At 71.3% G+C, this 26,285-nt stretch carries 25 protein-coding genes; 14 read left to right on the forward strand and 11 right to left on the reverse strand.

What is annotated here, in order from left to right:
* Window positions 1-31: 31 nt before the first annotated feature.
* From H288_RS0119340 to H288_RS0119355, 4 genes are read right to left on the reverse strand one after another with little or no spacing between them, the layout of a single operon-like run.
* On the reverse strand, window positions 32-829 hold the full coding sequence (locus H288_RS0119340) for an ABC transporter ATP-binding protein (protein WP_020094231.1): 798 nt from the start codon (window positions 827-829) through the stop codon (window positions 32-34).
* Window positions 826-1,716 (reverse strand): ABC transporter ATP-binding protein, encoded by an 891-nt coding sequence (locus H288_RS0119345; protein WP_020094232.1) that lies wholly within the window; start codon window positions 1,714-1,716, stop codon window positions 826-828. Before H288_RS0119345 ends, H288_RS0119340 begins: the two co-directional genes overlap by 4 nt.
* Window positions 1,716-3,110, reverse strand: coding sequence for a high-affinity branched-chain amino acid ABC transporter permease LivM (livM, locus tag H288_RS0119350; protein ID WP_020094233.1), 1,395 nt, complete (start codon window positions 3,108-3,110; stop codon window positions 1,716-1,718). Before livM ends, H288_RS0119345 begins: the two co-directional genes overlap by 1 nt.
* The gene (locus H288_RS0119355; RefSeq protein WP_020094234.1) at window positions 3,110-4,027 is read right to left on the reverse strand and encodes a branched-chain amino acid ABC transporter permease; all 918 of its coding nucleotides are present in this window, start codon (window positions 4,025-4,027) and stop codon (window positions 3,110-3,112) included. Before H288_RS0119355 ends, livM begins: the two co-directional genes overlap by 1 nt.
* Window positions 4,028-4,269: 242 nt before the next feature.
* On the opposite strand from H288_RS0119355, the gene H288_RS0119360 reads away from it, so the two are divergent.
* The 5 genes from H288_RS0119360 (at window position 4,270) to H288_RS0119380 (ending at window position 9,127) form a co-directional block, all read left to right on the forward strand.
* Entirely contained in the window at window positions 4,270-5,550 is a 1,281-nt protein-coding gene (locus tag H288_RS0119360) for a dicarboxylate/amino acid:cation symporter (RefSeq protein ID WP_026605096.1), read from the forward strand.
* A gap of 124 nt (window positions 5,551-5,674) precedes the next feature.
* Window positions 5,675-6,580: an amino acid ABC transporter substrate-binding protein gene (locus H288_RS0119365; RefSeq protein WP_020094236.1), complete on the forward strand. Its 906-nt coding sequence runs from the start codon at window positions 5,675-5,677 to the stop codon at window positions 6,578-6,580.
* A gap of 111 nt (window positions 6,581-6,691) precedes the next feature.
* Window positions 6,692-7,366, forward strand: a complete 675-nt coding sequence (locus H288_RS0119370; protein ID WP_020094237.1) for a DUF1007 family protein — start codon at window positions 6,692-6,694, stop codon at window positions 7,364-7,366.
* Entirely contained in the window at window positions 7,357-8,349 is a 993-nt protein-coding gene (locus tag H288_RS0119375; RefSeq protein ID WP_026605097.1) for a nickel/cobalt transporter, read from the forward strand. Before H288_RS0119370 ends, H288_RS0119375 begins: the two co-directional genes overlap by 10 nt.
* A gap of 61 nt (window positions 8,350-8,410) precedes the next feature.
* A complete protein-coding gene (locus H288_RS0119380; protein ID WP_020094239.1) occupies window positions 8,411-9,127 on the forward strand; it encodes a hypothetical protein in 717 nt (238 codons plus the stop codon).
* Here the strand turns inward: H288_RS0119380 and H288_RS0119385 are convergent, their stop codons facing one another.
* Window positions 9,128-9,715 (reverse strand): histidine phosphatase family protein, encoded by a 588-nt coding sequence (locus tag H288_RS0119385; protein WP_020094240.1) that lies wholly within the window; start codon window positions 9,713-9,715, stop codon window positions 9,128-9,130. It lies immediately after the preceding gene.
* A 44-nt stretch (window positions 9,716-9,759) separates the two neighbouring features.
* Window positions 9,760-10,155: a VOC family protein gene (locus H288_RS0119390; RefSeq protein ID WP_020094241.1), complete on the reverse strand. Its 396-nt coding sequence runs from the start codon at window positions 10,153-10,155 to the stop codon at window positions 9,760-9,762.
* A gap of 399 nt (window positions 10,156-10,554) precedes the next feature.
* Between H288_RS0119390 and H288_RS0119395 the strand changes: the two genes are divergently transcribed.
* Entirely contained in the window at window positions 10,555-12,246 is a 1,692-nt protein-coding gene (locus H288_RS0119395; RefSeq protein ID WP_026605098.1) for a methyl-accepting chemotaxis protein, read from the forward strand.
* A 6-nt stretch (window positions 12,247-12,252) separates the two neighbouring features.
* On the opposite strand, the gene recF is transcribed toward H288_RS0119395, so the two are convergent.
* Both recF and dnaN read right to left on the reverse strand, forming a co-directional pair.
* Window positions 12,253-13,407: a DNA replication/repair protein RecF gene (gene recF, locus H288_RS0119400; protein ID WP_020094243.1), complete on the reverse strand. Its 1,155-nt coding sequence runs from the start codon at window positions 13,405-13,407 to the stop codon at window positions 12,253-12,255.
* A gap of 220 nt (window positions 13,408-13,627) precedes the next feature.
* The gene (gene dnaN, locus H288_RS0119405; RefSeq protein WP_012319207.1) at window positions 13,628-14,749 is read right to left on the reverse strand and encodes a DNA polymerase III subunit beta; all 1,122 of its coding nucleotides are present in this window, start codon (window positions 14,747-14,749) and stop codon (window positions 13,628-13,630) included.
* 219 nt (window positions 14,750-14,968) lie between these two features.
* On the opposite strand from dnaN, the gene H288_RS0119410 reads away from it, so the two are divergent.
* Window positions 14,969-16,297 carry an MFS transporter gene (locus tag H288_RS0119410; protein ID WP_020094244.1) on the forward strand — a complete coding sequence of 443 codons (1,329 nt, stop codon included), beginning with the start codon at window positions 14,969-14,971 and terminating at the stop codon, window positions 16,295-16,297.
* Window positions 16,298-16,321: 24 nt separating this feature from the next.
* Here H288_RS0119410 and H288_RS0119415 read toward each other — a convergent pair whose 3' ends face one another.
* A complete protein-coding gene (locus tag H288_RS0119415) occupies window positions 16,322-16,558 on the reverse strand; it encodes a hypothetical protein (protein ID WP_020094245.1) in 237 nt (78 codons plus the stop codon).
* A gap of 113 nt (window positions 16,559-16,671) precedes the next feature.
* The gene (locus tag H288_RS0119420; RefSeq protein ID WP_020094246.1) at window positions 16,672-17,946 is read right to left on the reverse strand and encodes a hypothetical protein; all 1,275 of its coding nucleotides are present in this window, start codon (window positions 17,944-17,946) and stop codon (window positions 16,672-16,674) included.
* 332 nt (window positions 17,947-18,278) lie between these two features.
* Here H288_RS0119420 and flgB point away from each other — a divergent pair, with 332 nt between their 5' ends.
* The 7 genes from flgB to H288_RS0119455 all read left to right on the forward strand — a co-directional run bounded on the left by flgB (window position 18,279) and on the right by H288_RS0119455 (window position 24,736).
* A complete protein-coding gene (flgB, locus tag H288_RS0119425; protein WP_020094247.1) occupies window positions 18,279-18,680 on the forward strand; it encodes a flagellar basal body rod protein FlgB in 402 nt (133 codons plus the stop codon).
* A 65-nt stretch (window positions 18,681-18,745) separates the two neighbouring features.
* Window positions 18,746-19,153: a flagellar basal body rod protein FlgC gene (flgC, locus tag H288_RS0119430; RefSeq protein ID WP_020094248.1), complete on the forward strand. Its 408-nt coding sequence runs from the start codon at window positions 18,746-18,748 to the stop codon at window positions 19,151-19,153.
* A gap of 44 nt (window positions 19,154-19,197) precedes the next feature.
* Window positions 19,198-19,512, forward strand: coding sequence for a flagellar hook-basal body complex protein FliE (fliE, locus tag H288_RS0119435; RefSeq protein WP_012319201.1), 315 nt, complete (start codon window positions 19,198-19,200; stop codon window positions 19,510-19,512).
* Window positions 19,513-19,560: 48 nt separating this feature from the next.
* A complete protein-coding gene (gene fliQ, locus H288_RS0119440; RefSeq protein WP_012319200.1) occupies window positions 19,561-19,827 on the forward strand; it encodes a flagellar biosynthesis protein FliQ in 267 nt (88 codons plus the stop codon).
* Window positions 19,828-19,878: 51 nt separating this feature from the next.
* Complete coding sequence (gene fliR / locus H288_RS0119445) at window positions 19,879-20,640, forward strand: flagellar biosynthetic protein FliR (RefSeq protein WP_020094250.1); 762 nt, start codon at window positions 19,879-19,881, stop codon at window positions 20,638-20,640.
* A 53-nt stretch (window positions 20,641-20,693) separates the two neighbouring features.
* Window positions 20,694-21,761 carry a flagellar biosynthesis protein FlhB gene (gene flhB, locus H288_RS0119450; RefSeq protein ID WP_020094251.1) on the forward strand — a complete coding sequence of 356 codons (1,068 nt, stop codon included), beginning with the start codon at window positions 20,694-20,696 and terminating at the stop codon, window positions 21,759-21,761.
* Between the two features lie 179 nt (window positions 21,762-21,940).
* Window positions 21,941-24,736, forward strand: a complete 2,796-nt coding sequence (locus tag H288_RS0119455; RefSeq protein ID WP_081636496.1) for a PAS domain-containing sensor histidine kinase — start codon at window positions 21,941-21,943, stop codon at window positions 24,734-24,736.
* 123 nt (window positions 24,737-24,859) lie between these two features.
* Here the strand turns inward: H288_RS0119455 and recA are convergent, their stop codons facing one another.
* Window positions 24,860-25,951: a recombinase RecA gene (recA, locus tag H288_RS0119460; RefSeq protein WP_026605101.1), complete on the reverse strand. Its 1,092-nt coding sequence runs from the start codon at window positions 25,949-25,951 to the stop codon at window positions 24,860-24,862.
* Window positions 25,952-26,285: the final 334 nt, after the last annotated feature.

Raw genomic sequence — 26,285 nt, forward strand, 5'->3', positions numbered from 1 at the left:
GGGATGCCAATGGCATCAACCGAAAACGGCATCATGCCCCGACCGGGCCGGAATGGCCCCCCTCCAGGTAGGCGGCCTGGACGTTCGGGTCGTCGAGCAGCGCCCGACCCGTCCCGCTCATCGTGACCCGACCGTTGACCAGCACGTAGCCGCGATGGGCGAGCTTGAGGGCGTGGTAGGCGTTCTGCTCGACGAGGAAGATCGTCATGCCGTCGGTCCGGTTCAGCTCCCGGATCGCGTCGAAGATGCCCTTCACCACGAGCGGCGCGAGGCCGAGCGACGGCTCGTCGAGCAGCAGCAGCCGCGGACGGCTCATCAGCGCCCGGGCGATGGCCAGCATCTGCTGCTCGCCGCCCGACATGGTGCCGGCGCGCTGGTTGAGGCGCTCCTTCACCCGCGGGAACAGGGTGCAGACCTTCTCCAGATCCTCGGCGAAGAAGCGCCCGTCATGGAGCGCGGCGCCCATCTGGAGGTTCTCGTAGACGGTCATGCGCGGGAAGACCCGGCGCCCCTCCGGCGACTGGGCGATGCCGAGCCGGGCGATGGCGTGGGTCGGCAGCCGGGTGATGTCGCGCCCGTCATAGGTGATCGTCCCCGAGCGCGCCTGGGGGCTGCCGAAGATCGTCATCATCAGGGTCGACTTGCCGGCGCCGTTGGCGCCGATCAGCGTGACGATCTCGCCCTCGGCCACGTCGAGATCGACCCCGCGCAGGGCCGCGACGCTGCCGTAATAGGTCGAGACGTCGCGCACCGCGAGGAGCGGCGGCTTCCGTCCCGCCTGGATCGCCCGCGTCTCCTCGACGAGGACGTTGATGCCGGCGACGCTCATGCCGACGCTCCCGTGTGCGCCGCGTCCCCGTGCGGCACGGTGATCCCGACCTCGGCCTCCACGGCCTCGACCTCCTCGTCCTCGACGCCGAGATAGGCGGCGATCACCTTCGGGTCGGCCCGCACATCGGCGGGGGACCCGTCGGCGATCTTCACGCCGTAATCGAGCACGACCACGTGGTCGGAGATCTCCATCACCACCGACATGTCGTGCTCGATCAGCAGCACCGAGGTGTCGTGCGCGTCGCGGATGTGGCGCAGGAGGCCGTTCAGCTCAGCCGATTCCCGCGGGTTGAGGCCGGCCGCCGGCTCGTCGAGGCAGAGCAGGACCGGGTCGGTGCACATCGCCCGGGCGATCTCCAGGCGCCGCTGCGCGCCGTAGGGCAGGGCGCCCGCCGGATCATCCGCCCGCTTCATCAGGTCGATGCGCTCGAGCCAGGCCTTGGCCCGCTCGATCGCCGCGGCCTGCGCGTCCCGGTAGGTCTTGAGGCCGAGCAGCCCGAGGATCGTGTAGCCCGAGGCCCGCATCAGCGGCGCGTGCTGGGCGACGAGCAGGTTCTCCAGGACGGTCATGCCCTGGAACAGGCGGATGTTCTGGAAGGTGCGGGCGACCCGCGCGGTGCGGTTCACCTTGTGGTTCGGAAGCCGCTCCAGCAGGTGCGCCGTGCCGTCGGCGTGCGCCAGCGTCAGCATGCCCTCGGTGGGCTTGTAGAAGCCGGTGATGCAGTTGAACACCGTGGTCTTGCCGGCCCCGTTCGGGCCGATCAGCGCGGTGATGTCGCCGCGGCGCGCCTCGAAGGACAGGTCGGAGACGGCGGTGAGCCCGCCGAACCGCATGGTCAGGTGCTCGACCGTGAGCACCGGCGGGGGGAGGGGGGACGTCGCCATCAGCCGTGCCCCTCGCTGACATGGGCGCCCGAGACCGCGCGCCGCTGGCCGAGCGACACGGACGGCATCCGCTCCGAGATCAGGCCGCGCGGCCGCCAGACCATCATGGCGACCATGGCGAGCCCGAACAGCAGCAGCCGGTACTCGCTGGGGTCGAAGCCCTCGCCGAACACGGCCTTCAGGAACCCGAGATTGCGCAGCATCTCCGGCCCGCCGACCATCGCCACCGCGGCGATCGCGACGCCGACCTGGCTGCCCATGCCGCCGAGGACGACGATCGCCAGGATGATGGCGCTCTCCAAGAAGTTGAAGCTCTCCGGGCTGATGAAGCCCTGGCGCACGGCGAAGAACGAGCCGGCGAAGCCCCCGAAGGCCGCGCCCAGCGCGAAGGCCGTGAGCTTCGTGGCGGTGGTGTCGATGCCGAGCGAGCGGCAGGCGATCTCGTCCTCGCGCAGGGCCTCCCAGGCCCGCCCGATCGGCAGGCGGCGCAGGCGCAGGGTGACGAAGTTGGTGATCAGGGCCAGCCCGAGGATCAGGTAGTACAGGAAGATCAGCCGGTGCATCGAGTCGTACGGGATGCCGAAGGTGGCGGCGAACCCGCCCTCGCCCGCCGTGAACGGGATGCCGAAGAAGGTCGCCCGCGGGATCGACGAGATGCCGGCCCCGCCGCCGGTGACGTCGGTCCAGTTGATCAGGACCAGGCGGATGATCTCGCCGAAGGCCAGGGTGACGATGGCGAGGTAGTCGCCGCGCAGCCGCAGCACCGGGAAGCCGAGGATCATGCCCCACAGGCCGGCGAACAGGCCCGCCAGCGGCAGGCAGACCCAGAACGACAGGCCGAAGGTCGTCGACAGCAGCGCGTAGGAATAGGCCCCGACCGCGTAGAAGGCGACGTAGCCGAGGTCGAGCAGGCCCGCGAGGCCGACCACGATGTTCAGGCCCCAGCCGAGCATGACGTAGGTCAGGATCAGGATGCCGAGGTCGATCCAGTAGCGGGCCGAGGACAGGCCGCCGGTCGCCAGCGCGGAGATCATCGGCAGGGTCAGCGCGACGAAGATGAACAGCCAGAGACCGACCTTCGAGGTCTTCTGCCCGGCGTCGGGCTCGCCGTGCACCGCCTCGGTGGCCTGGGCCGGGGAGGGGGTCAGCGCCCGCCGCGCGTCGCGGCGCAGCAGCACGAGGCGCTGGACGAGGCGTAGCACGAAGATCGCCGCGCAGAGCGCCGCCACCAGCCCCCAGCGCGGCACGAGCACCAGCTCGCTCCCGGGCCCGGGATCGGTCCGGTAGGCGATGATCGGGACGCAGAGGCCGAAGGTGACGAGGGCGTAGAGGGCGGCGTCGCGCAGGATGCCGGCCATCGCGGAGCCGGGGAGAGCGTTCTGCGAGGCGGCCATCAGACTTTCTCGACCTCGGGCCGGCCCAGGATGCCCGACGGCATGAAGATCAGCACGATCGCCAGGATCGAGAAGGCGGCGACGTCCTTGTACTCGATGGAGAAATAGGCCGACCAGAAGGTCTCGATCAGGCCGATGATCAGGCCGCCGAGCACGGCGCCGGGCAGCGAGCCGATGCCGCCGAGCACCGCCGCCGTGAACGCCTTCACGCCGGGCACGAACCCGTCCGAGAAGGACACGACGCCGTAGTACATGAGGTAGAGGACTCCCGCGACGGCCGCGAGCGCGGCGCCGAGCACGAAGGTCAGCGAGATCGTGCGGTCCACGTCGATGCCGAGCAAAGCCGCCATCTTGCGGTCCTGCTCGCAGGCGCGCTGCGCCCGGCCGAAGGGCGTGCGCTGCACGAGGTACCAGAAGCCGGTGAGCAGCACGGCGGTCACCGCCATGATCAGCACCTGCTTCCAGGCCAGGAACACCGCGTAGCCGTCGCGCTCGAACAGCGTGATGCCGCCCGACAGCATCGGCGGGGTCGGCTTGTTGCGCGCGCCCTGCACGACCTGCACGAAGTTCGACAGGAAGATCGAGACGCCGATCGCCGAGATCAGCGGCGCGAGGCGGAACGAGCCGCGCAGCGGCCGGTAGGCCACCCGCTCGATCGCCCAGCCCCACAGGGCGGTCAGCACCATGGCGACCACCAGCACCACCAGGAAGGCCAGCGCGATGGAGCTGACCCCGAGCCAGACCGTCAGCAGCAGGAAGGTGATGAGCGCGATGAAGCAGGAGACCATGAAGACGTCGCCGTGGGCGAAGTTCACCATGCCGATGATGCCGAACACCATCGTGTAGCCGATCGCGATCAGGCCGTAGATCGAGCCGAGCGTCAGCCCGTTGATGAGCTGCTGTACGAAGACGTCCATGAACTCTCGCGCGCAGGTTGCTTGGGCCGCCTACGGAGAGCGCAGGCAGCTTGGCGGGGCAAGTCTCGTACCGCAGCCGTAGCACACCGGCCACCGGTTTCATCGCCGCCCGAGCGTCGCGTGAAAACAGTCGACCACGCCAGTAACGCCCCCTGGCCGGGCTTGCGTGTGGCGCAGTTCCTGCGACACGTTAACGAATTGCAATGCTCGATCATCCCGGGCCCAGGCGAGGAGCAGTACCGATGGCAGGGTCGCGACTCACGACGATGATCTTCATCGGCATGCTCCTCGGCATCGCCGTCGGCTACGCCTGCAGCATCACCTGGCCCGATCCGCAGACCGCCAAGGAGATCGCCGGCTACATCGCGCTGGTCTCCGACGTGTTCCTCCGCTTGATCAAGATGATCATCGCGCCGCTGGTCTTCTCCACGCTGGTCGTCGGCATCGCCCATCTCGGGGATACCGCCTCCGTCGGCCGGGTCGGCGGCAAGGCGCTGCTCTGGTTCGTCGGCGCCTCGTTCTGCTCTCTGATGCTCGGCCTCATCATGGTCAACCTGATGCAGCCCGGCCACAACCTGAACCTGCCGCTGCCCGATGCCGGGGCCGGCACCGGGCTCAAGGCGGCCTCGCTCTCGCTCAAGGAGTTCGTCACGCACCTCGTCCCGAAGAGCGCTGTCGAGGCGATGGCCAACAACGAGATCCTGCAGATCGTGGTCTTCTCGATCTTCTTCGGCGTGGGCCTCGCCGCCCTCGGCGAGAAGGGCCGCCTGCTCGCGCAGGGCATCGAGGGCATCGCCGACGTCATGCTCAAGGTGACGGGCTACGTGATGATGTTCGCCCCCGTTGCGGTGTTCGCCGCCATCGCGGCGACGATCACCACGCAGGGCATCGGCGTGCTCGTGACCTACGGCAAGTTCCTCGTGGAGTTCTACATCAGCCTCGGCGTGCTCTGGACGCTGCTGATGGGCGTCGGCTTCCTGCTGCTCGGGGGCGGCGGCATCATGCGCCTGTTCAACCTGATCAAGGAGCCCTTCGTGCTGGCCTTCTCGACGGCGTCGAGCGAGGCCGCCTACCCCAAGATGCTCTCGAACCTGGAGAAGTTCGGGGTGCCGAACCGGATCACCTCGTTCGTGCTTCCGATGGGCTACTCGTTCAATCTCGACGGCTCGATGATGTACTGCACCTTCGCGGTGATGTTCATCGCGCAGGCCTACAACATCCCGCTGAGCTGGGGCCAGCAGCTCACGATGCTGCTCCTGCTGATGGTGACCTCGAAGGGCATGGCCGGCGTGCCGCGCGCCTCGCTGGTGGTGATCTCGGCGACGCTGTCGCACTTTAACATCCCGGAGGCCGGGCTGCTGCTGATCATCGGGATCGACCAGTTCCTCGACATGGGCCGGTCGGCCACCAACGTGCTCGGCAACAGCGTCGCCACCGTGGCGGTCGCCAAGTGGGAGGGCCAGCTCAGCACCACCGACCAGCGCCTCGACCATGTCGGCACGGTGGCCTCGCCCGCGGAATAGGGGCCGGTCCGGCGAAATCTGCGCGCGCCGCGATGGCGGGCGCAGGACGGCCGCTCTCATGAGCGCTCTCACGGGTGCCCTGAATCGCGGCGTGGCTTGTTCGGTGCCCTTCGGAGGCGGAGTGATGACGATGCGGCTCGTCGCGGTTCTGGCGCTGGCGCTGGCGGCGACGCCCGCCTCCGCCGTCGAGGTGCTCACCGGGACGCTCAGGAGCGTCGCCGAGCGCGGGGAGATCGTCCTCGGCTACCGGGAGAGCTCGGTGCCGTTCTCCTTCGTGGAGGGCAAGCAGTCGGACGGGAGCCCCCGACCGATCGGCTACGCCATCGACCTCTGCGGCGAGATCGCGGACGACATCCAGGCGGCGATCGGCCGGCCGGTGAAGATCCGCTACGCACCGGTCACGGCCGAGAGCCGCATCGAGGCGGTGACCTCCGGCAAGATCGACCTCGAGTGCGGCTCGACCACCGCCAATGCCGAGCGCCGCAAGCAGGTCGCGTTCTCGCCCGTGGACTACATCAGCGCGACGCAGCTGCTGGTGAAGCGCGGATCGGGCATCGCCTCCTACCGGGATCTCGGCGGGAAGACCGTGGTGGTCACGGCCGGCACCACCAACGAGAAGGCCGTGCGCGACCAGTTCGCCCGCCTGAAGATCGACGCGCAGGTGGTGACGGCGCCCGACCACGCCGCCTCCTACGCGATGGTCAAGGCCGGCAAGGCCGACGCCTTCGCCACCGACGACGTGCTGCTCTACGGGCTGATCGCCACGGACGCGAAGGACGGGGCGAACTACACGGTGCTGCCCGACAAGCTCTCCTACGAGCCCTACGGCATCATGTTCCGCAAGGACGATCCGGAACTCGCCGGCCTCGTGCAGCAGACCTTCACGCGGCTCGCCGAGTCGCGGGCGCTGCGCTGGACCTACGAGCGCTGGTTCCTCAAGCGCCTGCCCAACGGCGAACGCCTGGACATCCCGATGTCGAACGACCTGCGGGTCAGCTTCCAGCTGATGGGCCTCGACGGGGGCGAGTGACCGGCGCGGGGACAGGCGCGACGACCGGACGGCGCCTCGCTTTCGCCCAACCGGCACGCGAGGAAGACGCGACCTGATCGCTTCCCTCCCGCCGCGAGCGTGCCACCGTCCATGCTGATCGCCGCGCCCTGTCCGAAACCGCTCGCCCTGGCGCTGGCCGCCGCCCTCGGCTGCGCCGCCTCGGCGGCCACCGCCCACCCGCACGTCTGGGTGACCGCCAAGGCGCAGCTCGTCTACGCGGACGGCAAGCTCGTCGGCGTCCGCGACACGTGGAGCTTCGATCCCGAGTACACGGCCTTCGTCACGCAGGGCCTCGACACCAACAAGGACGGCAAGCTCAGCCCGGAGGAACTCGCCGGGCTCGCCGCCGAGAACACCGCCAACCTCGCCGAGTTCGGCTACTTCACGAAGCTGAAGGTCGGCGGCAAGGAGCAGGCCTTCGGCGATCCGAAGGAGCCGGCGGCGCACATGGACGACCGGGCGCTGGTCATGACCTTCCTGCTGCCCCTGAAGACCCCGGTCCAGCAGGGGCGGGGGGTCGCCGCGCTGGAGGTCTACGACCCGACCTACTTCGTCGCCTTCTCGTTCGCCGAGGGCGCGGACGCCGCCACCCTCGCGGGTGCGCCCCAGGGCTGCGCCGCCACGGTCACCCGGCCGAAGACCGAGCAGCCGAAGACGGCCGATGCCGGGTCGCCGGGCATGACCGAGGCCTTCTTCGAGGCGCTCACCGCCGCCTCGACCTACGGGGTGCAGTTCGCCAGCCGGGTTCTCGTGGCATGTCCGTAGGCATCGGGATCGTCGCCCCCGCCGGGGCGGGACGGCTGGGGCTGAGGCTCGGCCTCATGGCCGCGGCCATCGCGCTGGCCGCGCTTCTCGCGGCCGCGATCGCGTGGCTGGTCGCGCCCGGCCTCGCCGCGCCGCCGCCGCGCTCGCCCTTCGGGATCGGCTTCCGCGAGGCCGCGCCGGCCGCCACGGGTCTCGGCGGCGTCATCCTGGCGCTGCAGGCGAGCTTCTCCCGCAGCCTCAACGCCGCGGTGAGCGCGCTGCGGGGCGGCGGCAGCTGGACCCCTCTGATCGGCCTCGCCTTCGCGTACGGCGTGTTCCACGCCGCCGGCCCGGGCCACGGCAAGGCGGTGATCGCCGGCTACATCCTGGCGGGGGAGCGGGCGCTCCGGCGCGGCGCCGCGCTGAGCGTGTGCGCCGCGCTGCTCCAGGCCTGCGTGGCCGGGGCGATCGTCGGCCTCGGCACGCTGGTCCTCAACGCCACGGCGGCGGGCATCACCCGGGCCGGCACCCTGATCGAGACCGTGAGCTTCGCCCTCGTCGCCCTGATCGGGCTGGTCCTGACGTGGCGCAAAGCCGGTCGCCTCGCCAATCTCGGCGCGGGCTGCGGCCCGGGCTGCAGCCACCTGCCGGAACCGCAGGCCCTCGACACCCTCGACACGTGGCGCGAGCGGGCCGGGGTGGTGCTGGCGGCCGGGACACGACCCTGCGCCGGCGCCGTGCTGGTCCTCGTCTTCGCGGTGTCGCAGGGCGTGCCCGGCGCGGGCGTGCTGGCGGTTCTGGCGATGGCGCTCGGCACCGCGCTGACCACGACGGCCCTGGCCTGCCTCGCGGTCTTCGCCAAGCGGATGGCGCTGCGCCTCGCGGGCGGACGGGGACAGGCCGGCCTCCTGGCGCTCGGTGGCCTCGAACTCGTCGCTGCCGCCTTCGTGCTGGTCCTGGGCGCCGCGATGCTCTCGGGCCTCGCCCCGGGCCTCGGCGGCTGAAGGGCCTCGCCTTCCGGGGCGCGGCGTGCCACGCTGCGCGACCGAGACGGAGCGCGCGCCGATGCATCCCGACTTCGCGACGATCCTGAACTGGCGTCTGCTCGCCGGATCGCATCCCTTCCCCGGGCCAGACGGCGGGACCTGCATCAACGAGGCCGCGATGGTGGCCGCGGGCCTGCCCTACCGGGCGATCCGCTCCAGCGCGGACTGCCCACCCTGCTTCTCGCGGCCGGCCGCCGCCTACGCCCTCGGGCTCAACGACGCCATGCCGGACGAGGCGCGGCCGCAGCTGATGGCCTTCGTCCTGCGCCTGTCGGGCAGCGCCGACACGGCGGAGATCGAGGCCGCCCGCACCCGGCAGCTGGCGCTGGAGAGCGTCCGCCGCATCCTGGCGCCGCTCTGCGCGGTCGCCGGGATGGTCGAGGACGCGGAAGCCTGCTCCGGCGCGCCGGACTGGCCCGCGGCCCTGGCGGCGGCCCGCGCGGCCGCGTGGCGGGGCGGGGCACGCGCGCAGGCGGCGGCCCAGGCGCGGCGCTGGCGGGAAGGCGCGCTGACCGCGGCGGTGTCCCGCACCGCGACGGCGGCGGAACGCGCCGGCGAGGACGCGCGCTGCGCCGCCGAGGTGGCCGAGGGGGCGGCGCCGTTCCTGACCGGAACCTGGGCCGAGGCCTGCACGATCCTCGCGGAGACCCTCGCCATCGGCCGGCAGGCGCCGGAGATCGCCGTCGCCGGCGCCCGACAGCGCATGGACGCGGCGCGCGCCCGGGTGCCGGCCTGATCAGGCCGCCGCGGGCGCGGCGTCGAGATCGAAGTCGATGGTGCCGCAATTCTCCAGGAACGTGCCGGTGAGGTGGTAGAAGAACGTCCCGTGGCCGACCACCGCGATGGTGGTCTCCGGCCGGGCCCGCAGCCAGTCGCGGAACGCCGCGACCCGGGCGTCGAACAGGGGGCGGGGCTCCACAGGGTAGCCGCCGACCTCGCAGCCCGGCTCCGCGTGCCACCAGACCTCGGGCAGGTGCCCGACATCGAGGTGGGGGAAGTCCGCGGCGATCTCCGAGGCGGCCCGGCCGACATCGCAGCTGCTCTCCTGGCACTCGCGGTGCAGCACCTCGACCAGCACCCGCGGCCGGCTCGGATGCTCGCCGAACAGGATCGCCGCGGTCTCGATGGCGCGGGTCAGGGGCGAGACCACCACGAGATCGAAAGGGATCGGCCGGAGCCGCTCCCGCGCCGCCCGGGCCTGGGCTTGGCCCAGCTCGGTCAGGCGGGCGTCGGGCAGGCCAGGATCGCCGCCCCCGTGCCGGTGGGCGGCGTTGAAGGTCGACTGCCCGTGGCGGATGCAGACGATGCGGGTCTTGTCCTGCATGGATCTCGAAGACGTTCCGGAGAGGGAATGGCGGACCGGACCGGTCACGCGAAGCGGCCGCCGCGCTGGATGACCTCGATCTTGTAGCCGTCCGGGTCGGTGGCGAAGAAGAACCGCGCGAGCACGTCGTCCCCGTGCTTGAGGGTCTTGACGTCGGTGGCCGTGAAGCCCTCGCGCCGGTGCCGGGCGTGCTCGGCCTCCACGTCGTCGACCACGAAGGCGATGTGCCCGTAGCCGTCGCCGAGATCGTAGGGCTTGTCGCGGCCCTTGTTCACCGTGAGCTCCAGCTCGAACGGCGAGTCCGGATCCCGCATGTAGACGAGGGTGAAGTCCGGGAAGTCGAACCGGCCGGACACCGCGAGACCGAAGGCACGGGCATAGTAGTCGCGCGCGCGCTCTTCCTCGAGGACGCGGATCATGGCGTGGACGGGCTTGGACATGCGCGCGGATTTCCGTGGGCACGCCGGCGGCGTGCAGCGCCCCCTATGTGGCGCGATCCGCAGCCGCGAAAAGGCCGGTGGCGCGGCGCCGGGGTCGCGCCCCGGGACGTCGGCCACGAGCTGTCGAAGAACCCGGCCCTTATAGACCGATCCCATATTGCATATCCTAGATCAATATCTGTTCTTTAAATCGTTCCAAGCAGTGTATTGGAGTCAATATATGAGGAGCCATGCTGATATAAGATATCGCAAAAGGCTCGGAGACACAAAATCAAACCGCAAAATGATATTTCTCATTGACACAATCGCGCTTCCAACGCTTTATCGCCCTCGACGACCAAAGTGAATCCCATGAGATCATGAGGCCGATCATCGATCAAGTGAAGGGATTTCAAGACAGTGATACGCTTATCAAATATCAATATACTTCCAAAAATTGCTGCCGTCATCGCGCTGATAAGCGTGATTGTCGGCGGATGTATCTGGTGCGCTCAGGCGCGGATGACGGTTATCGACGACCGCTACAGCGAGTTCCTCGCCCGCGAGGCGACGGCGGTGGCGGAGGCACGCAGGCTGAACCGCCTGGTGATCGAGTTGAATTACTGGGTCTACCGGATCATCGCGGAGACCGATCAGGGCCAGATGCAGGCCGCCAACAGGGGCTTCGAGGCCGCGCTGCCCGCGGTGAGGGCGCTCCTTCCGAGCCTCCGATCGCACGCGCCGACCTTCGCCGCGCGCATCGATGAGCAGGCCGCGCGGATCGAGCGCTATCTCAGGGACGTGAGCGAGGTCCGCCGGCTGGGCACTGCCAATCAGAACGAGCAAGCCATCGCGCTGATCCACACGGCGATCGATCCGACGTTCTCCGGCTTGCTGACCGACGGCAACCGGATGGCCGAGGACATCGATGCGTACATGCAGAGGGGCTCGGGCGACCTGACCGATCAGACCAACGAGACCCGCCGGACGCTGATGATCGTCAGCGGTCTCGGCATGCTGGCGGGGCTGCTGGCGGCGGTGTTCATCGCCACGGTCGGGATCACGCGGCCGCTCGACCGGCTGGTCAAGGTCCTGCAGCGGATGGCGCAGGGCGAGGTCGAGGCCGAGATCACCGAGGCCGCCCGAAGGGACGAGGTGGGCGCCGTCGGCAAGGCCGTCGAGGGCATCAAGGTCATGGTCGCCCGAAAGGCCGCCGAGGAAGCCGAGATGAAGCGCCGCGCCGACGAGGCGGCAGCGGCCGCGCGCAGGCGGACCATGGTGGAACTCGCGGACGGGTTCGAGCGGGCCGTGGGGAACATCGTCGGGATGGTCTCGTCCTCGGCCACCGAGTTGCAGGCCACGGCGCAGACCATGACGTCGAGCGCGACCGAGACGGCCAGCCAGTCCACCACGGTGGCGGCCGCCGCCGAGCAGGCCTCCGCCAACGTCCAGACCGTGGCGGCCGCCGCCGAGGAGCTGGGCACCTCCGTGCAGGAGATCGGCCGGCAGGTCCTCGGCTCGGCCAACCTCGCGCAGGCGGCGGTCGGCGAGGCGGACGAGACCCAGCACCTCGTTCAGGCGCTCAGCCAGGCGGCGACGCGCATCGGCGACATGGTCGGGCTCATCGCGAACATCGCCGGCCAGACCAACCTGCTGGCGCTGAACGCCACGATCGAGGCGGCGCGGGCCGGCGAGGCCGGCCGCGGATTCGCGGTCGTCGCCGCCGAGGTCAAGGAGCTCGCCGGCCAGACCGCCCGGGCCACCGAGGAGATCAGCCAGCAGATCGGCCAGATCCAGGGTGTGACCGGCCAGGCGGTATCGGCCATCGACACGATCGCCGCCCGGATCCGCGAGATCGACGCGGTCGCCGCCACCATCGCGGCGGCGGTCGAGGAGCAGGGCGCGGCCACGCAGGAGATCGTCCGCAACGTCTCGCAGGCGGCGGCCGGCACCGACGAGGTGACGAGCAACATCGCCGGCGTGGCGCGGGCCTCGGAAGAGACCGGCGCCGCGGCAGCCCAGGTTCTGGGAGCGGCCGGCGAGCTGTCGCGCCAGTCCGAGCATCTGGGCGTCGAGGTCTCCCGCTTCCTCGGGTCGGTCCGGGCGGCCTGAGGCCGATCAGCCACCGATCCGCAGGACCTGCGTCCGGGTGCCGGCCTGCGCGAAGGCGTCCGGGTCGGCGCCGGTCATCCAGACCTGCCCCGGCAGGGCCTCGAGGGCCTCGAACAGGCCGGCCCGGCGGCGGGGATCGAGGTGGGCCGCCACCTCGTCCAGGAGGATCAGCGGGGCGATGCCGCTCATGGCCCGCACCAGCCGCGCGTGGGCGAGGACGAGGCCGATGAGCAGCGCCTTCTGCTCGCCCGTGGACGCCGTCCCGGCCGGCACGTCCTTCGGGCCGTGGCGGACCACGAGGTCGCTGCTCTGCGGCCCGATCAGCGTGCGGCCGGCGGCCCGGTCCCGGTTGCGGCCGTTGCGGAGCGCCATGCGGTAGCGGTCCTCGGCCTCGAGGGCCGGCCAGACCGCGACCAGATCGTCGAGGTCGCCCTCGAGGCGGATGGCCGCCCAGGGGAAGGGCTGCGCGTCGTCCCGGGTCTCGGCGATCAGCCGGTCGAGGCGCTCGGCGGTCTCGCGCCGGGCGAGCGCCACGGCGACGCCCAGCTCCGCGACCTCCCGCTCCACCGCGTCGAGCCAGCGGTCGTCGTCGGGCCGCTCCTCCAGCAGGCGGTTGCGCGAGCGCAGGGCCCGCTCCAGCGCGGAGACCCGGGCGCCGTGGGCGGCGTCGACCGCCAGCACGAGACGGTCGAGGAACCGTCGCCGGTCTCCGGCCGCCCCGCGGAACAGGCCGTCGAGGTCGGGGGTCAGCCAGACGACCCGCAGGAACTCGCTGAACGCCACCGGCGAGGCCGCGGTGGCGCCGTCGATCCGGCACAGCCGGCTCGCGCGCCCGTCGGGACCCGGCGGCTCGAGCCCGGTGCCGAGCCGGTGCTCGGCGCCGTCGCGGTCGAGGGTGAGCGAGACCGCGAATCCGCCCGGGCCGCCGCTGCGCGCCATGGCGGCGAACTCCGCCCGGCGCAGGCCCCGGCCCGGTACGAACAGCGAGAGCGCCTCGAGCAGGTTGGTCTTGCCCGCGCCGTTCTCCCCGACCAGCGCGACGAAGCGGGCCTCGGGCGTCAGTTCGAGGTCCGCGTGGTTGCGGAAATCGCGGGCGATCAGGCGGGTGACGCGCAGGCTCGACCCGTCGGGCTCGTCCCGCGGATCGCGGATGTCGCTCATCGGTGAACCGAGGGGTGAACCGAGGGGCCGAGACGCGCCGCGTTCAACCGTCCCTTGCTGTCTGACATCCCATCCAACCACCTCGCCCCGAGGCGCCCGCGTCAGCGGGCCGCGCGGGCGGGCTCCAGAAACCACATCGCCGTCCGGGGACCTCCCGCGCGGCCCCCGCTGCGATCCGGCACCTCGGGACGAGGGCGGGACCGGGATCCGCGCGGCCGCCTCACACCCGCATCGGCATCAGCACGTACAGCGCCGGCGCGCCCTCGCGGTCCTGGATCAGGGTCGGCGAGCCGGGATCCGCGAGCTTGAACAGGGCGGTGTCGCCCTCGAGCTGCGCGGTGATGTCGAGGAGGTAGCGGGCGTTGAAGCCGATATCGAGGCCGGCCGCCTCGTAGTCGACGTCGAGTTCCTCGGTGGCACTACCGGAATCCGGGTTGTTCACCGAGAGCGCGAGGCGCCCTTCGGCGAGCCCGAGCTTCACCGCGCGCCCGCGCTCCGACGAGATCGTCGAGACCCGGTCCACGGCCTTCGCGAAGGCGTCGCGCTCGACGGTCAGCCGCTTGTCGTTGTTGGCCGGGATCACCCGCTGGTAATCCGGGAAGGTGCCGTCGATCAGCTTGGAGATCAGCGTCAGGCCGCCGGCGAAGCGCAGGCGGATCTTCGCGGGCGACAGGTCGACCGCGACGGTCTCGCCGCCGTCGTCGAGGAGCTTCTGGATCTCGGCGACCGCCTTGCGGGGCACGATCACGCCCGGCATGCCGACGCTGCCCTGCGGGGCCGGGATCTCGACGCGGGCGAGCCGGTGGCCGTCCGTTGCCACCGCCCGCATCGCCGGGCCGTTCTCGGTCTCCAGCGTGTGCAGGTAGATGCCGTTCAGGTAGTAGCGGGTCTCCTCGGTGGAGATCGCGAACTGGGTCTTCTCGATCAGCCGCTTCAGGTCGGCGGCGGCGATCTCGAAGCCGTGCGGCATCTCGCCGGCGGCGAGGTCCGGGAAGTCGCCCTCCGGCAGGGCGCCCAGGGCGAAGCGCGAGCGTCCGGACCGGATCGTCATCTGGCCGGACTCGCCGCCGGTCTCCAGGGAGACCTGCGCGCCGTCGGGGAGCTTGCGCACGATGTCGTAGATCACGTGCGCCGGCACGGTCGTGGCGCCCGCATCCGCCACGTCCGCCGGCACGCTCTCGGTCACCTCGATGTCGAGATCCGTCGCCCGGAGCTGGAGACCCGACCCTTCCGCGCGCAGGAGCACGTTCGACAGGATCGGGATCGTGTTGCGGCGCTCGACGACCCGGTGCACGTGGCCGAGCGACCTGAGCAGGGCCGCGCGCTCGACAGTGACTCTCATCGCAATACTCAAGTGATAGGGACGGCGCCGCGGCCGGCGACCGTCGCGGAATATGGCCGTTCAGCTTGGCGAAGGGGACAGGGGAACGCAAGGCCGCCGTCGGTGCACCGCACAGCGACCTCCGCGTCCAGGGCGGATGCCCATGTCCGGAGCGGGGTATCGGCCCCCGGCGGCCCGTGCGAAAGCGCCGCGACCGACCCGGATCCCCCCATCCCGATCATGCTGCAGACCATCGACCCCGCAGGCAACACCGCAGACCCCTCGCAGGCCACCCCGAGCGCCCCCCCGAGTGCTCGGCGGATCCTCGCCGCGAGCTTCGTCGGGACGGCGATCGAGTTCTTCGACTTCTACATCTACGCCACCGCCACCGCCCTGGTGATCGGCCCGGTCTTCTTCCCCGCCGGCGCGCCCGGCGTGCAGCAGCTCAGCGCCTTCGCGACCTTCGCCATCGCGTTCATCGCGCGGCCCGTCGGCGCGGCCCTGTTCGGGCATTTCGGCGACCGGGTCGGCCGCAAGGCGACGCTGGTGGCGTCGCTGCTGATCATGGGCATCTCCACGGTGCTGATCGGCTGCCTGCCGACCTACGCGTCGGTCGGCTGGTGGGCGCCGGCGGCGCTGTGCATCCTGCGCTGCGGGCAGGGGATCGGGTTCGGCGGCGAGTGGGGCGGCGCGGCGCTGCTGGCGGTCGAGAACGCGCCGCCGGGCCGGCGCGCGTGGTACGGCATCTTCCCGCAACTCGGGGCGCCGGTCGGCTTCGTCCTGGCCAATCTCGGCTTCCTCGCCCTCAGCTTCGGCCTGACGCCCGAGAGCTTCCAGGCCTGGGGCTGGCGCCTGCCGTTCCTGGCCTCGGCGGCGCTCGTCGGCGTCGGGCTCTACGTGCGCCTGAAGCTCACCGAGACGCCGGCCTTCAAGGCGGCGCTCAGCCAGGCCCGGCCGGAGCGCGTGCCCTTCGCCACCATGCTGACCCAGCACGGACACGCCGTCCTGGTCGGCACCTTCGCGATGGTGGCGGTCTACGCGGTCTTCTATCTCTCCACCGTCTTCGCCCTGGGCTACGGCACCGGCACCCTCGGCTACAGCCGGCCGACCTTCCTGCTGTTCGAGTGCATCGCGGTCTGCTTCATGGCGCTCGGCACCGTCGTGTCGGGGGCCGCAGCCGACCGCTTCGGCCGCCGGCCTGTGCTGCTCTCCGGCATGGCTGTGACGTTCCTGCTGGGCTTCCTCATGGGGCCGATGCTGGGCCACGCCGCCGGCACCGGCACCTGGCCGCCGGTTCTCGGCTTCCTGTGCCTCAGCCTCCTGACAATGGGGTGGGTGTTCGGACCGATGGGCGCCGTCCTGCCCGAGCTGTTCCCGACGCGGGTGCGCTACACGGGCGCCTCGGTGACCTACAACCTCGCGGGGATCCTGGGGGCCTCGGGGGCGCCCTACATCGCGCAGCAGCTCGCGGCCTACGGCGGCATCGGCTTCGTCGGGTTCTACCTAGCGGGGGCCGCGATCCTCAGCTTCCTCGCCGTGCTGGCCATGCCGGAGACTGCCGGCCGCTGACGGGACGGGCGGGCGCCGCCGGCCTCAGCGGCCGGCGCGATCCTGAGCCGCCGCCACGGTGGGCTCGAAGCGCCCGAGGAAGCGCGTCCGCTCCCACAGCTCGATCGCGTCGCGCCCGACCATCGCCCGGGCGCGGCGGCGCGCCTGCGTGTCGTCCTCGGCCGACAGGATCTCGGCCGCGCGGACGCGGCCCGCCCGGTCGAGCCGGAAGGCCCTGTAAGCGCGGCTCCGGTGAGCCGTTCCAGCATCCAGCGCGAGCATAGCGACATCCTCCGGGCCGGAACGTCCCGGAAGATGGTTAACCGTCGGTAAATCGCGGTTCTCGCGATCGAGGACGCGGTCCCGACGCGCCCGCTCGGCGGGGGCGGAGCTCCTCAGCTCCGCTTGTCGAGCGGGCGACCGAGGAGGCGGGCGAACTCGGCCTCGATCTCCTCCACCGAGAACGGGTTGCCGGATCCCTTCGCGTCGGGCGTGGGCGCGGACGGCGGCGGCGGCGGGGGGGCCGGCACGGGCGGAGGGGGTTCGACCTTGGGCATCGCCGGCGGCGGCACGGGTTTGGCCGGAGGCGGAGGCGGAGGCGGCGGGGCCTCCGGCTCTTCGACCGGGGCGGGGGCGGGCACCGGCTCGACCGGGACGCTCGCCATCGCGGCGGCCAGCGGATCGACGCCCTCGGGCGCCGGCGGGGCGGGCGCGGACTGCGGCGGCGGCGTCACGGCCGAGGACGAGCGCGACAGGGCGGCCTGGAGCTGCCGGGCCATGTCGGACAGGACCACCGGATCGACCGACTTGCGCTCGGAGGGCACCGCGAGGCTCGGGGCCAGACGGGCGGGCTCCGGCTCCGCCGGTGCCGGCTCGGGCTTGCGCTCGGAGGCCGGGTTGGGCCGCGGCTCGATCAGCGGCGGCGCGGTCCGGCTCAGGATCCGCCGCGGGGCGACCGGCTCGCGCGGCGGGGGCGCGGGCGGCTCCACTGCCGGCGGCGCGACCGGCGGCGACACCATCGGCGGCGGCACCACCGGCTCGGGCGCGGGCGGCGCCGGGGGTTGAGGCGCGGGCGGCTGGGGCGGCGCTGCACTCAGAGGTGCGGTGACGTCCTGGCCGGGCTCGTCGCCGCCGAACAGCCCGGGATCGAGGGGCAGAGTCACGGGCGGAGCGGAGGCCGAGCGCGGCACCGGCGACGGCACCACCACCGGCATCGCGAAGCCCGGATCGAACAGCGGTTCCGCGCGCCGGCCGCCAGATTCCGGCAGACCGCGGGGCGGCTCGGGCAGGCGGCCGCCCTGGACGAGGGGGTCCGGGAGCGGCTCGTCCAGCGGCTCCGGCGCCAGCTCCGGCCGGATCGCCGCCTCCGGCAGGGGCCGCTGGCCGCGCTGGATATTGCGCTCGACCACCACATCGTTGGGGCCGCCTACGAGGAGCAGGTGCTCGACATTGTCCCGGCGCAGAAGGATGAGCTGCCGGGCCCGGTCGAGCTCGTACACGTCGACGATCCCGAGCCGCGGCTGGCGCCCGCGGCTCCCGGACCGCCCCGGCAGGGCGAGGCTCCGGCCGGTGAGCCGGCGCACCGTGAACACGATCGCCGCGAGCGCCGTGAAGATGACGGCGAAGATCACGATATACTGGACGATGGGGGAGCCGTCAGAGCCGAACACGGATTGCAGCCATCGCAAGATTACGCACTCGCACGTTCCGACCGCCGCGGGTGCGCGCCGGCACGGACTTGATCCATACCACGCCGGAGGGGCGGCAAGGCAAACGACGTTAAGAGTTCGTTAACAGACCTTTTAATTGAGCGCGCGCAAGACAATAGGTCGGGACTGCGCCGCCGGCCCGGCCGAACCGGGGGTTCACTCCCCCCGTGGCGCGAGCTGATGCGGGCACCGGCCGGCCCGGAGATCGGGCTTAACGCGCCGTTAACCATGCAGGCGGCAGATTTTGCCGAGCCCGCTCGTCCCGGCGCGGCCACGCCATCCCGGAGGCGACCATGGCCCTCACCGATCTGCCCGTGCTGAGCATGCTGCGCACGCGGATGCAATGGGCGCAGGCGCGCCAGGGCGTGATCGCCGAGAACGTCGCCAACGCCGACATGCCGAGGTTCAAGCCCCGCGACCTCGTGGAGCCGCGCTTCGACCGGGCGACCGGCGCCCTCGCCACCAGCGGCTCCGGCCTGACGCTCACGAGCGCGGGCCACATGGCGCCGCCCGGTCAGACGGTCGGAGCCGACTCCAAGCGCGCCAAGGGCTTCGAGGTCCGGCCCAGCGGCAACGGCGTCAACCTCGAGGACGAGATGATGAAGGCCGGCGAGAACCAGGCGGACTACCAGCTCGCCGCCTCGCTGTACCAGCACAGCCTGACCACCCTGAAGATCGCGATCGGCAAGAGCTGACGCGCGACGGCCGAATGTGGAGCGCCGACGGCCGCGGGGTCGCGGCAGCGGGAGGGTCCTGAGCCATGGAATTCACGAAGTCGCTGGCGGTGGCGGCCGCGGGCCTCAAGGCCCAGTCGGGCCGGATGCGCATCATCGCCGAGAACATCGCCAACGCCGATTCCGCGCCGGCCTCCGCCGGGGCGCAGCCCTACCGCCGCAAGATCCCGACCTTCACCAGCCACCTCGACGACGAGACCGGTGCCAAGCTCGTCGAGGCGGGGCGCGTCAGGCGCGACCCGTCGGCCTTCCGGACCAAGTACGAGCCCGGCAACCCCGCGGCCGACGCCCAGGGCGTGGTGCAGATGCCCAACGTCAACGCGCTGATCGAGAACATGGACCTGCGGGAGGCCCAGCGCTCCTACGAGGCGAACCTCAACATGATCAGTGCCACCCGCAAGATGCTGGCGCAGACCCTCGGCATCCTGAAGTGACCCCCGAAGCCCGCGGCAGGACCGCTTAGCAAGGACGCATGGCGATGGCTTCGAGCAACTTCGCGGCGGGTGCCTACGCGGCCGTCCAGGGCCTCGCCGGCGGCCGGCCCGCCCCCCGGGTGCAGCCGACGACCGGCACCGGCACCGATTTCATGCAGATGCTCGGGCAGACCCTGGACAGCGTCGGCGATGCCGGCCGTCGGGCCGATTCCCAGGCCGTCTCCGCGGCCGCCGGCAAGGCCAACGTCGTGGACGTGGTCACCGCGGTCGCCGAGAGCGAGACGGCCCTTCAGACCATGGTGGCGGTGCGCGACCGCATGATCTCCGCCTACGAGGAGATCATGCGGATGCAGATCTGACCGGCCGACCGTTTCCCCGCCCGCTCCCCCCGCACTGAGCGCATCCCCATGACCGGCCTCGCCATCCTCGACATCGCCCGCGACGGCATCTTCGTGTTCCTCAAGGTGGCCGGGCCCCTGATGCTGGTCGCGCTCGCGGTCGGCCTCGCCGTCTCCCTGGTCCAGGCCCTGACGCAGATCCAGGAACAGACGCTGATCTACGTGCCCAAGGTCGTGGCGGTGTTCGCCGCGCTCCTGCTGATGCTGCCCTTCATGGGCGACGCCATGGCCGGCTACATGACCCGCATCGCCGCCCGCATCGCGGCCGGCGGCTGATGCGCCCGCCGGCCGGGACAGGCGCGGCCCCCGCGTGCCATAGGGGCCGCGATGAACCTGCTCCTGCCCGGCATCGCCTCGGCCTACCTGATCACCTTCGCGCGCATCGGCACGCTGATCATGCTGATGCCGGGGATCGGCGAGCAGACGGTGTCGCCGCGCCTGCGCCTCGCCTTCGCGCTGCTCACGTCCCTGGTGTTGTTCCCGACCGTGCGCCCGCTGGTCGGCGGCACGGAGGGCGTGGCCGGCCCGCGGCTGATCGGGCTCCTGTTCGGCGAGACGATCATCGGGCTGGTGCTCGGCCTCACGGTGCGGATGATCCTCGCCGCCCTTCAGACCGCCGGGGTGATCATCTCGGCGCAGGTCGGGCTGTCCTACGCGATGACGGTGGATCCGAGCCAGGGCGGCCAGCAGGTGGCGATCGGCAACTTCCTGTCGTTGCTCGGGATCACGCTGATCTTCGCCGCGGACCTGCACCATCTCGCCATCGAGGGCGTGGCCCGCAGCTACGTGGTGCTGCCCCCCGACGGCGTGCCGTCCTTCTCGGACGCGCTGATGCTGGCCACGAAGGCGCTGGCCCGGGGCTTCACCCTGGCGGTGCAGATCGCCGGCCCGTTCATCGCCTTCGGGATCCTGTTCAACCTGGGTCTCGGCGTGCTGTCGCGGCTGATGCCTCAGATGCAGGTGTTCTTCCTGGCGGTCCCGGCCTCGGTGCTGATCGGCATGCTGCTGCTGATGGGCTGCCTCGGCGTCATGATGGGCGTCTTCCTGGACGACCTGGGCCGGTATCTCGGGGATTACGTCGGCCGCTGAGCGGCCGGACCGCCCGTGCCCCGACGATGCCCACGCTCTGAGCCCGACGCGCGATGGCCGACGATACCGACGACGAGGACAAGACCGAGGAGCCGTCCCAACGACGGCTCGATCAGGCGATCGAGCGCGGCGACGTCGCGACCAGCACCGAGATCAACACCTTCGCGATACTGGCCGCGTTCACCCTGGCGCTGCTGGTCGCGGCCCCGACCATCGCCACGAACCTGCTGCACGGGCTCAAGGCCTACCTCGCCAACGCCCATACCCTGCCGGACGACGCCACGGCCATGAAGGCGGCCATGACGCGCGGCCTGTGGCTGTGGCTCCAGGCGGTGGCGGTGCCGGTCGGGCTGGCGGTCGTGGCCGGGCTGGCCGCGGGGCTCCTGCAGCACCCGCTGGTCTTCTCCGCCGAGACGCTGATGCCGAAATTCTCGCGCCTCTCGCCGATGGCGGGCGTGAAGCGCCTCCTCGGCGTCGAGGCCCTGTTCCAGTTCGGCAAGGGGCTGGCGAAGATCGCCGCCGTGGGCGTGGTCGGCGCGGTGATGCTGTGGAACGACCGCGACCGGCTGGAAGTGTTCGCCCAGCTGGACCCGGCCGCCTCCATGCCGGCGATCCTGTCCCTCAGCCTGAAGCTGCTCGCCGGCATGCTGTGCATGCACCTCGCGATCACCCTCGGCGACGCGCTCTACGCGCGGTTCCGCTGGCGCAAGCGCCACCGGATGTCGAAGGAGGAGCTGAAGCAGGAGATGAAGGAGTCGGAGGGCAATCCCGAGGTGAAGGGTCGCCTGAAGCAGCTCCGGATGGCCCGGGTGAAGAAGCGCATGATGGCCGCGGTCCCCACCGCCACCGTCGTGGTGACGAACCCCACCCACTACGCGGTGGCACTGCGCTACGAGACCGGCATGGCCGCGCCGGTCTGCGTGGCCAAGGGCGTCGACGCGCTCGCCCTGCGCATCCGCGCGGTGGCGGCCGAGCACGGGGTCGCGGTGATCGAGAACCCGCCGCTCGCCCGGGCGCTCCACGCCACCGTGGAGATCGACCGGGAGATCCCGGCCGAGCACTACCGCGCGGTGGCGGAGGTCATCGGGTTCGTGCTGCGCCTGCGGAGACGGGCGGCGTAGCCCCGCGCGATCCGCGCGCCGCGCCGTCTCGCCGAACGCCCGGTGGGGCGAAAGCCACGCTTCCTCCACCTTTTTTCGCGAGGCTGTGTCAAGGCTTGGCGCGACGAGACTGATGCCGCGCCCCGCATGTCCTGATATGGCCGGCGGACTAACCGGGTGACTGTTCTGGAATGAAGCCGATGGCCGACGTCACTGGACCTCCGGCGCCCGCCGCGGGCCCGCAGAATTCGGGTCCCCCGGTCGCGCAGGCCTCGTCCCTGCTGGGAACGGGCTCGATCGACCGCTCGGAACAGCCGGGCCGGGTCGGCCTGCTCCTCGTGCTCGCCGGCCTGCTGGTCGGCGCGGCCATCGGCCTGTCCTTCGTGGCCAACGAGCAGGCCCAGTCGCTGATCGTCTGGCTGCTGGCCCTGCTGGCCATGGCGGGCGTGTTCTTCCTGTTCGCCCTCGCCATCGGGGCGCTCCAGCTCAGCGGCAGCGCCGCCCGGGACGACATCACCAAGGGCATCGTCGACGCCTCGCCGGACGGCCAGCTGGTCGTCGAGGACGGCGGCCGGCTGATCTACGCCAACGAGGCCTATCTCCGGATCGCCAGCGGCGACACCTTCTCCAACCTCGTGCCGGTGGAGCGCATCCTCGTCGGCTCGCCGGAGGTCTCCGAGGCGGTCTACCGCCTGTCGCAGGCCTCACGCGACGCCCGGGCCCACACCGAGGAGGTGCGGATGTCGCCGCCCCTCGGCCCCACGGCCGGCGAGCGCGGCTTCGGCTGGTACCGGGTCTCGGTGCGGCCCCTCGCGCGCCCGCGCCGGTCGGCCTCCCTCTGGACGGTGGCCGACATCACTGCCGAGCGGGAGCGGCAGGAGAACGTCTTCCAGGAGCTCCAGCACGCCATCGACTACCTCGACCACGCCCCGGCGGGCTTCCTGTCGATCGATCCGGCGGGCGCCATCGTCTACATGAACGCGACCCTGGCGGCCTGGCTCGGCTACGACCTCGCCAGCGTCGGCCCCGGCGGCCCGCACCTCACCGAGATCGCCCCGGAGGCGGACGTGCTGGTGCGCACGGCCGGCCTGCCGGGCGAGGTCCGCACCGACCGCTTCGACCTCGACCTGCGCCGCCGCAACGGTCACACCCTGCCGGTCCGGCTCTACCACCGGGTCGCCTTCGGCAAGGACGGCAAGCCCGGCTCGTCGCGGACCTTCGTGATCAACCGCTCCGCCGGGGCCGAGACCGACGAGCCGCAGCGCGCCGCCGAGGTCCGGCTCGCCCGCTTCCTCAACAACTCGCCGATCGCCATCGCGACCCTCGACAGCGGCGGCCGGATCGCCCGCGCCAACGCCTCGTTCACGCGCCTGTTCGGCACGGTCCCGCGGCAGGCCGACGACGGCGCCCCGGACGGGGAGGGTGTCCCGCGGGTCGAGCCCAACGTCGCCGACTCGGTGGCCGACCGGACCGCCCTGGAGGCCGGGCTCGCCCGCGCCGCGAGCGGGCGGACGGATCCGGAGCCCATCGAGGTCCAGCTCAACGGGCCCGGCGGCCGCTCGGCCCGGGTCTGGCTCAGCCCGGCCGACGGCGGCGATGCCGGCCAGCAGACCGACGAGGCCGAGCGGGTGATCCTCTACGCCCTCGACACGACGGCGCAGCGCCAGCTGGAGCAGCAGGTCGCCCAGGCCCAGAAAATGAACGCGGTCGGCCAGCTCGCCGGCGGCATCGCGCACGACTTCAACAACGTCCTGCAGGCGATCATCGGCTACTCGGACCTGCTGCTCGCGAGCCACCGGCCGACCGACCCGGCCTTCCAGGACATCATGCAGATCAAGCAGAACGCCAACCGGGCGGCGGGCCTCGTCCGCCAGCTCCTGGCGTTCTCCCGCCGGCAGACGCTGCGCCCGGAGGTGATGAATGTCGGGGAGGCGCTCTCCGAGCTGACCCTCCTCCTCAAGCGGCTGCTCGGCGAGCGCGTCGCGCTGGAGCTGAAGCACGGCCGCGAGGTCTGGCCCGTGAAGGCCGACGTCAACCAGTTCGAGCAGGTGATCGTCAATCTGGCGGTCAACGCCCGCGACGCCATGCCGGAGGGCGGCAAGCTGATGATCCGCACCGAGAACGTCTCCGATCCGGGGGCGGCCGCCGGGGCGGAGGGGCGCGGTGGGGCGCCGGCGGGCGACCACGTGCTGATCGAGGTGCGCGACACCGGCCAGGGCATCCCGCCCGAGCTGATGGAGAAGATCTTCGAGCCGTTTTTCACCACCAAGGAGATCGGCAAGGGCACCGGCCTCGGGCTCTCGACGGTGTTCGGCATCGTCAAGCAGTCCGGCGGCACCATCGACGTGCAGTCGAAGGTCGGGGAGGGCACGGCCTTCCGCATCTACCTGCCGCGTCACGTGCCCGTGGCGGAGCCCGAGGAGGTGCCGGTCGCGGCCGCCGAGCCGGCACTTCCGCGCGCGGAGCCGCTCGCGCCGGCTTCCACCACCGCCCATCCCGATTCCGGGTCGGACGCCAAGCCGGTCACCGCGCCGGCCGCGGGCGGCGACGCCGCTGTGCCGAACGGGAAGACGCCGCCCGCCAAGGTCGACAAGCCGGCGCCGCGCAAGCCCGCCGCCGATCATACGGGGCAGGGGACCATCCTGCTCGTCGAGGACGAGGACCCGGTGCGGGCGGTCAACAGCCGGGCGCTCTCGGCCCGCGGCTACACGGTGCTGGAGGCGGCCTCGGGCCTCGAGGCCCTGGCGATCGTCCGCGAGGGCGCGCAGACCATCGATCTCGTCGTCTCCGACGTGGTCATGCCCGAGATGGACGGCCCGACGCTCCTGCGGGAGGTGCGCAAGCATCAGCCCGACCTGAAGGTGATCTTCGTGTCCGGCTACGCCGAGGACGCGTTCCGCAAGAACCTGCCCGAGGGCGAGACCTTCAACTTCCTGCCCAAGCCCTTCAGCCTGAAGCAGCTCGTCGAGACCGTGAAGAAGACGATGGCGGACTGACCGGCCCCTCGCTTCCGCTCACCGTCGCTCAACGAAGAGCGGCCCCGGAGAGACTCCGGGGCCGCGCATCTTCGAACGTCGCCAAGTCCGCCGCGCGCCGTCGCCGGCCCGCGGCGGCGCGGCCTAGGCCTCGCCCTCGTCGAGATCGTCCGCCGTCGGCGCGGCGTTCTCAAGGATCTTCTCGGCGACCAGACCGGAATTCTGCCGGATCGAGCCCTCGATCTCGGCGGCGATCTTCGGGTTGTCGCGCAGGAAGCCCTTCGAGTTCTCGCGACCCTGGCCGAGGCGCTGGCTGTTGTACGAGAACCAGGCGCCGGACTTCTCGACGATGCCGGCCTTCACGCCGAGGTCGATCAGCTCGCCGACCTTCGACACGCCCTCGCCGAACATGATGTCGAACTCGACCTGCTTGAAGGGCGGCGCGACCTTGTTCTTCACCACCTTGACGCGGACCTGGTTGCCGATCGCCTCGTCGCGGTCCTTCAGGGTCGAGATGCGGCGGATGTCGAGGCGCACCGAGGCGTAGAACTTGAGGGCGTTGCCGCCCGTGGTCGTCTCGGGGCTGCCGTACATGACGCCGATCTTCATCCGGATCTGGTTGATGAAGATGACCATGCAGTTCGAGCGCGAGATCGAGCCGGTCAGCTTGCGCAGGGCCTGGCTCATCAGGCGGGCCTGGAGGCCCGGCTGGCTCTCGCCCATCTCGCCCTCGATCTCGGCCCGCGGGGTCAGCGCGGCCACCGAATCGACCACCAGCACGTCGATGGCGCCCGAGCGCACCAGCGTGTCGGTGATCTCGAGCGCCTGCTCACCCGTGTCGGGCTGGGAGATCAGCAGGTCGTCGAGGTTCACGCCGAGCTTGCGGGCGTAGACCGGGTCGAGGGCGTGCTCGGCATCCACGAAGGCGCAGACGCCGCCCTTCTTCTGGGCCTCCGCGATCGTGTGGAGCGCCAGCGTCGTCTTGCCGGACGATTCCGGACCGTAGATCTCGATCACCCGGCCGCGCGGCAGGCCGCCGACGCCGAGCGCGATGTCGAGGCCCAGCGAGCCGGTCGAGACGGTCTCGACCTCCTGGACCTTGTCGTTCTTGCCGAGCCGCATGATCGAGCCCTTGCCGAAGGCGCGCTCGATCTGAGCCAGGGCAGCGTCAATGGCCTTGGACTTGTCCTTGTCCACCGGGGGCATGTCGACCACTTTCAATGCGGGCTGGGCCATCTGGCGGGCTCCTTATGAAGGGGTTGGACGCAGTTCACAACGCGCGTCGCCACCGCCTTTATGTACCCGTTTTGTTCTCAGCCAGCAAGGCCGGAACGCCGTTTTGCTGGACGCAAGTCACGAAATCCCGGCTCGAGCCCCGGATGCCCCGCGACAGCAATCCAATCCGGTAATCGCCCGCGAGGACCCGTACGAACGCCGACACAACGCGCCGGGACGGGACGACCGCCAGCCGCAATGGCGACGCCTCCCGCGGTCCCGCAGCAGGCTCGGCCCGCCGGCGACCAGGACCCAACCGCCAGACATGCCGCCGAAAACGACGACGCCCGGCACG

The sequence above is a fragment of the Methylobacterium sp. 285MFTsu5.1 genome, from assembly GCF_000383455.1.
In the GTDB taxonomy this organism is placed as follows: Bacteria; Pseudomonadota; Alphaproteobacteria; order Rhizobiales; family Beijerinckiaceae; genus Methylobacterium.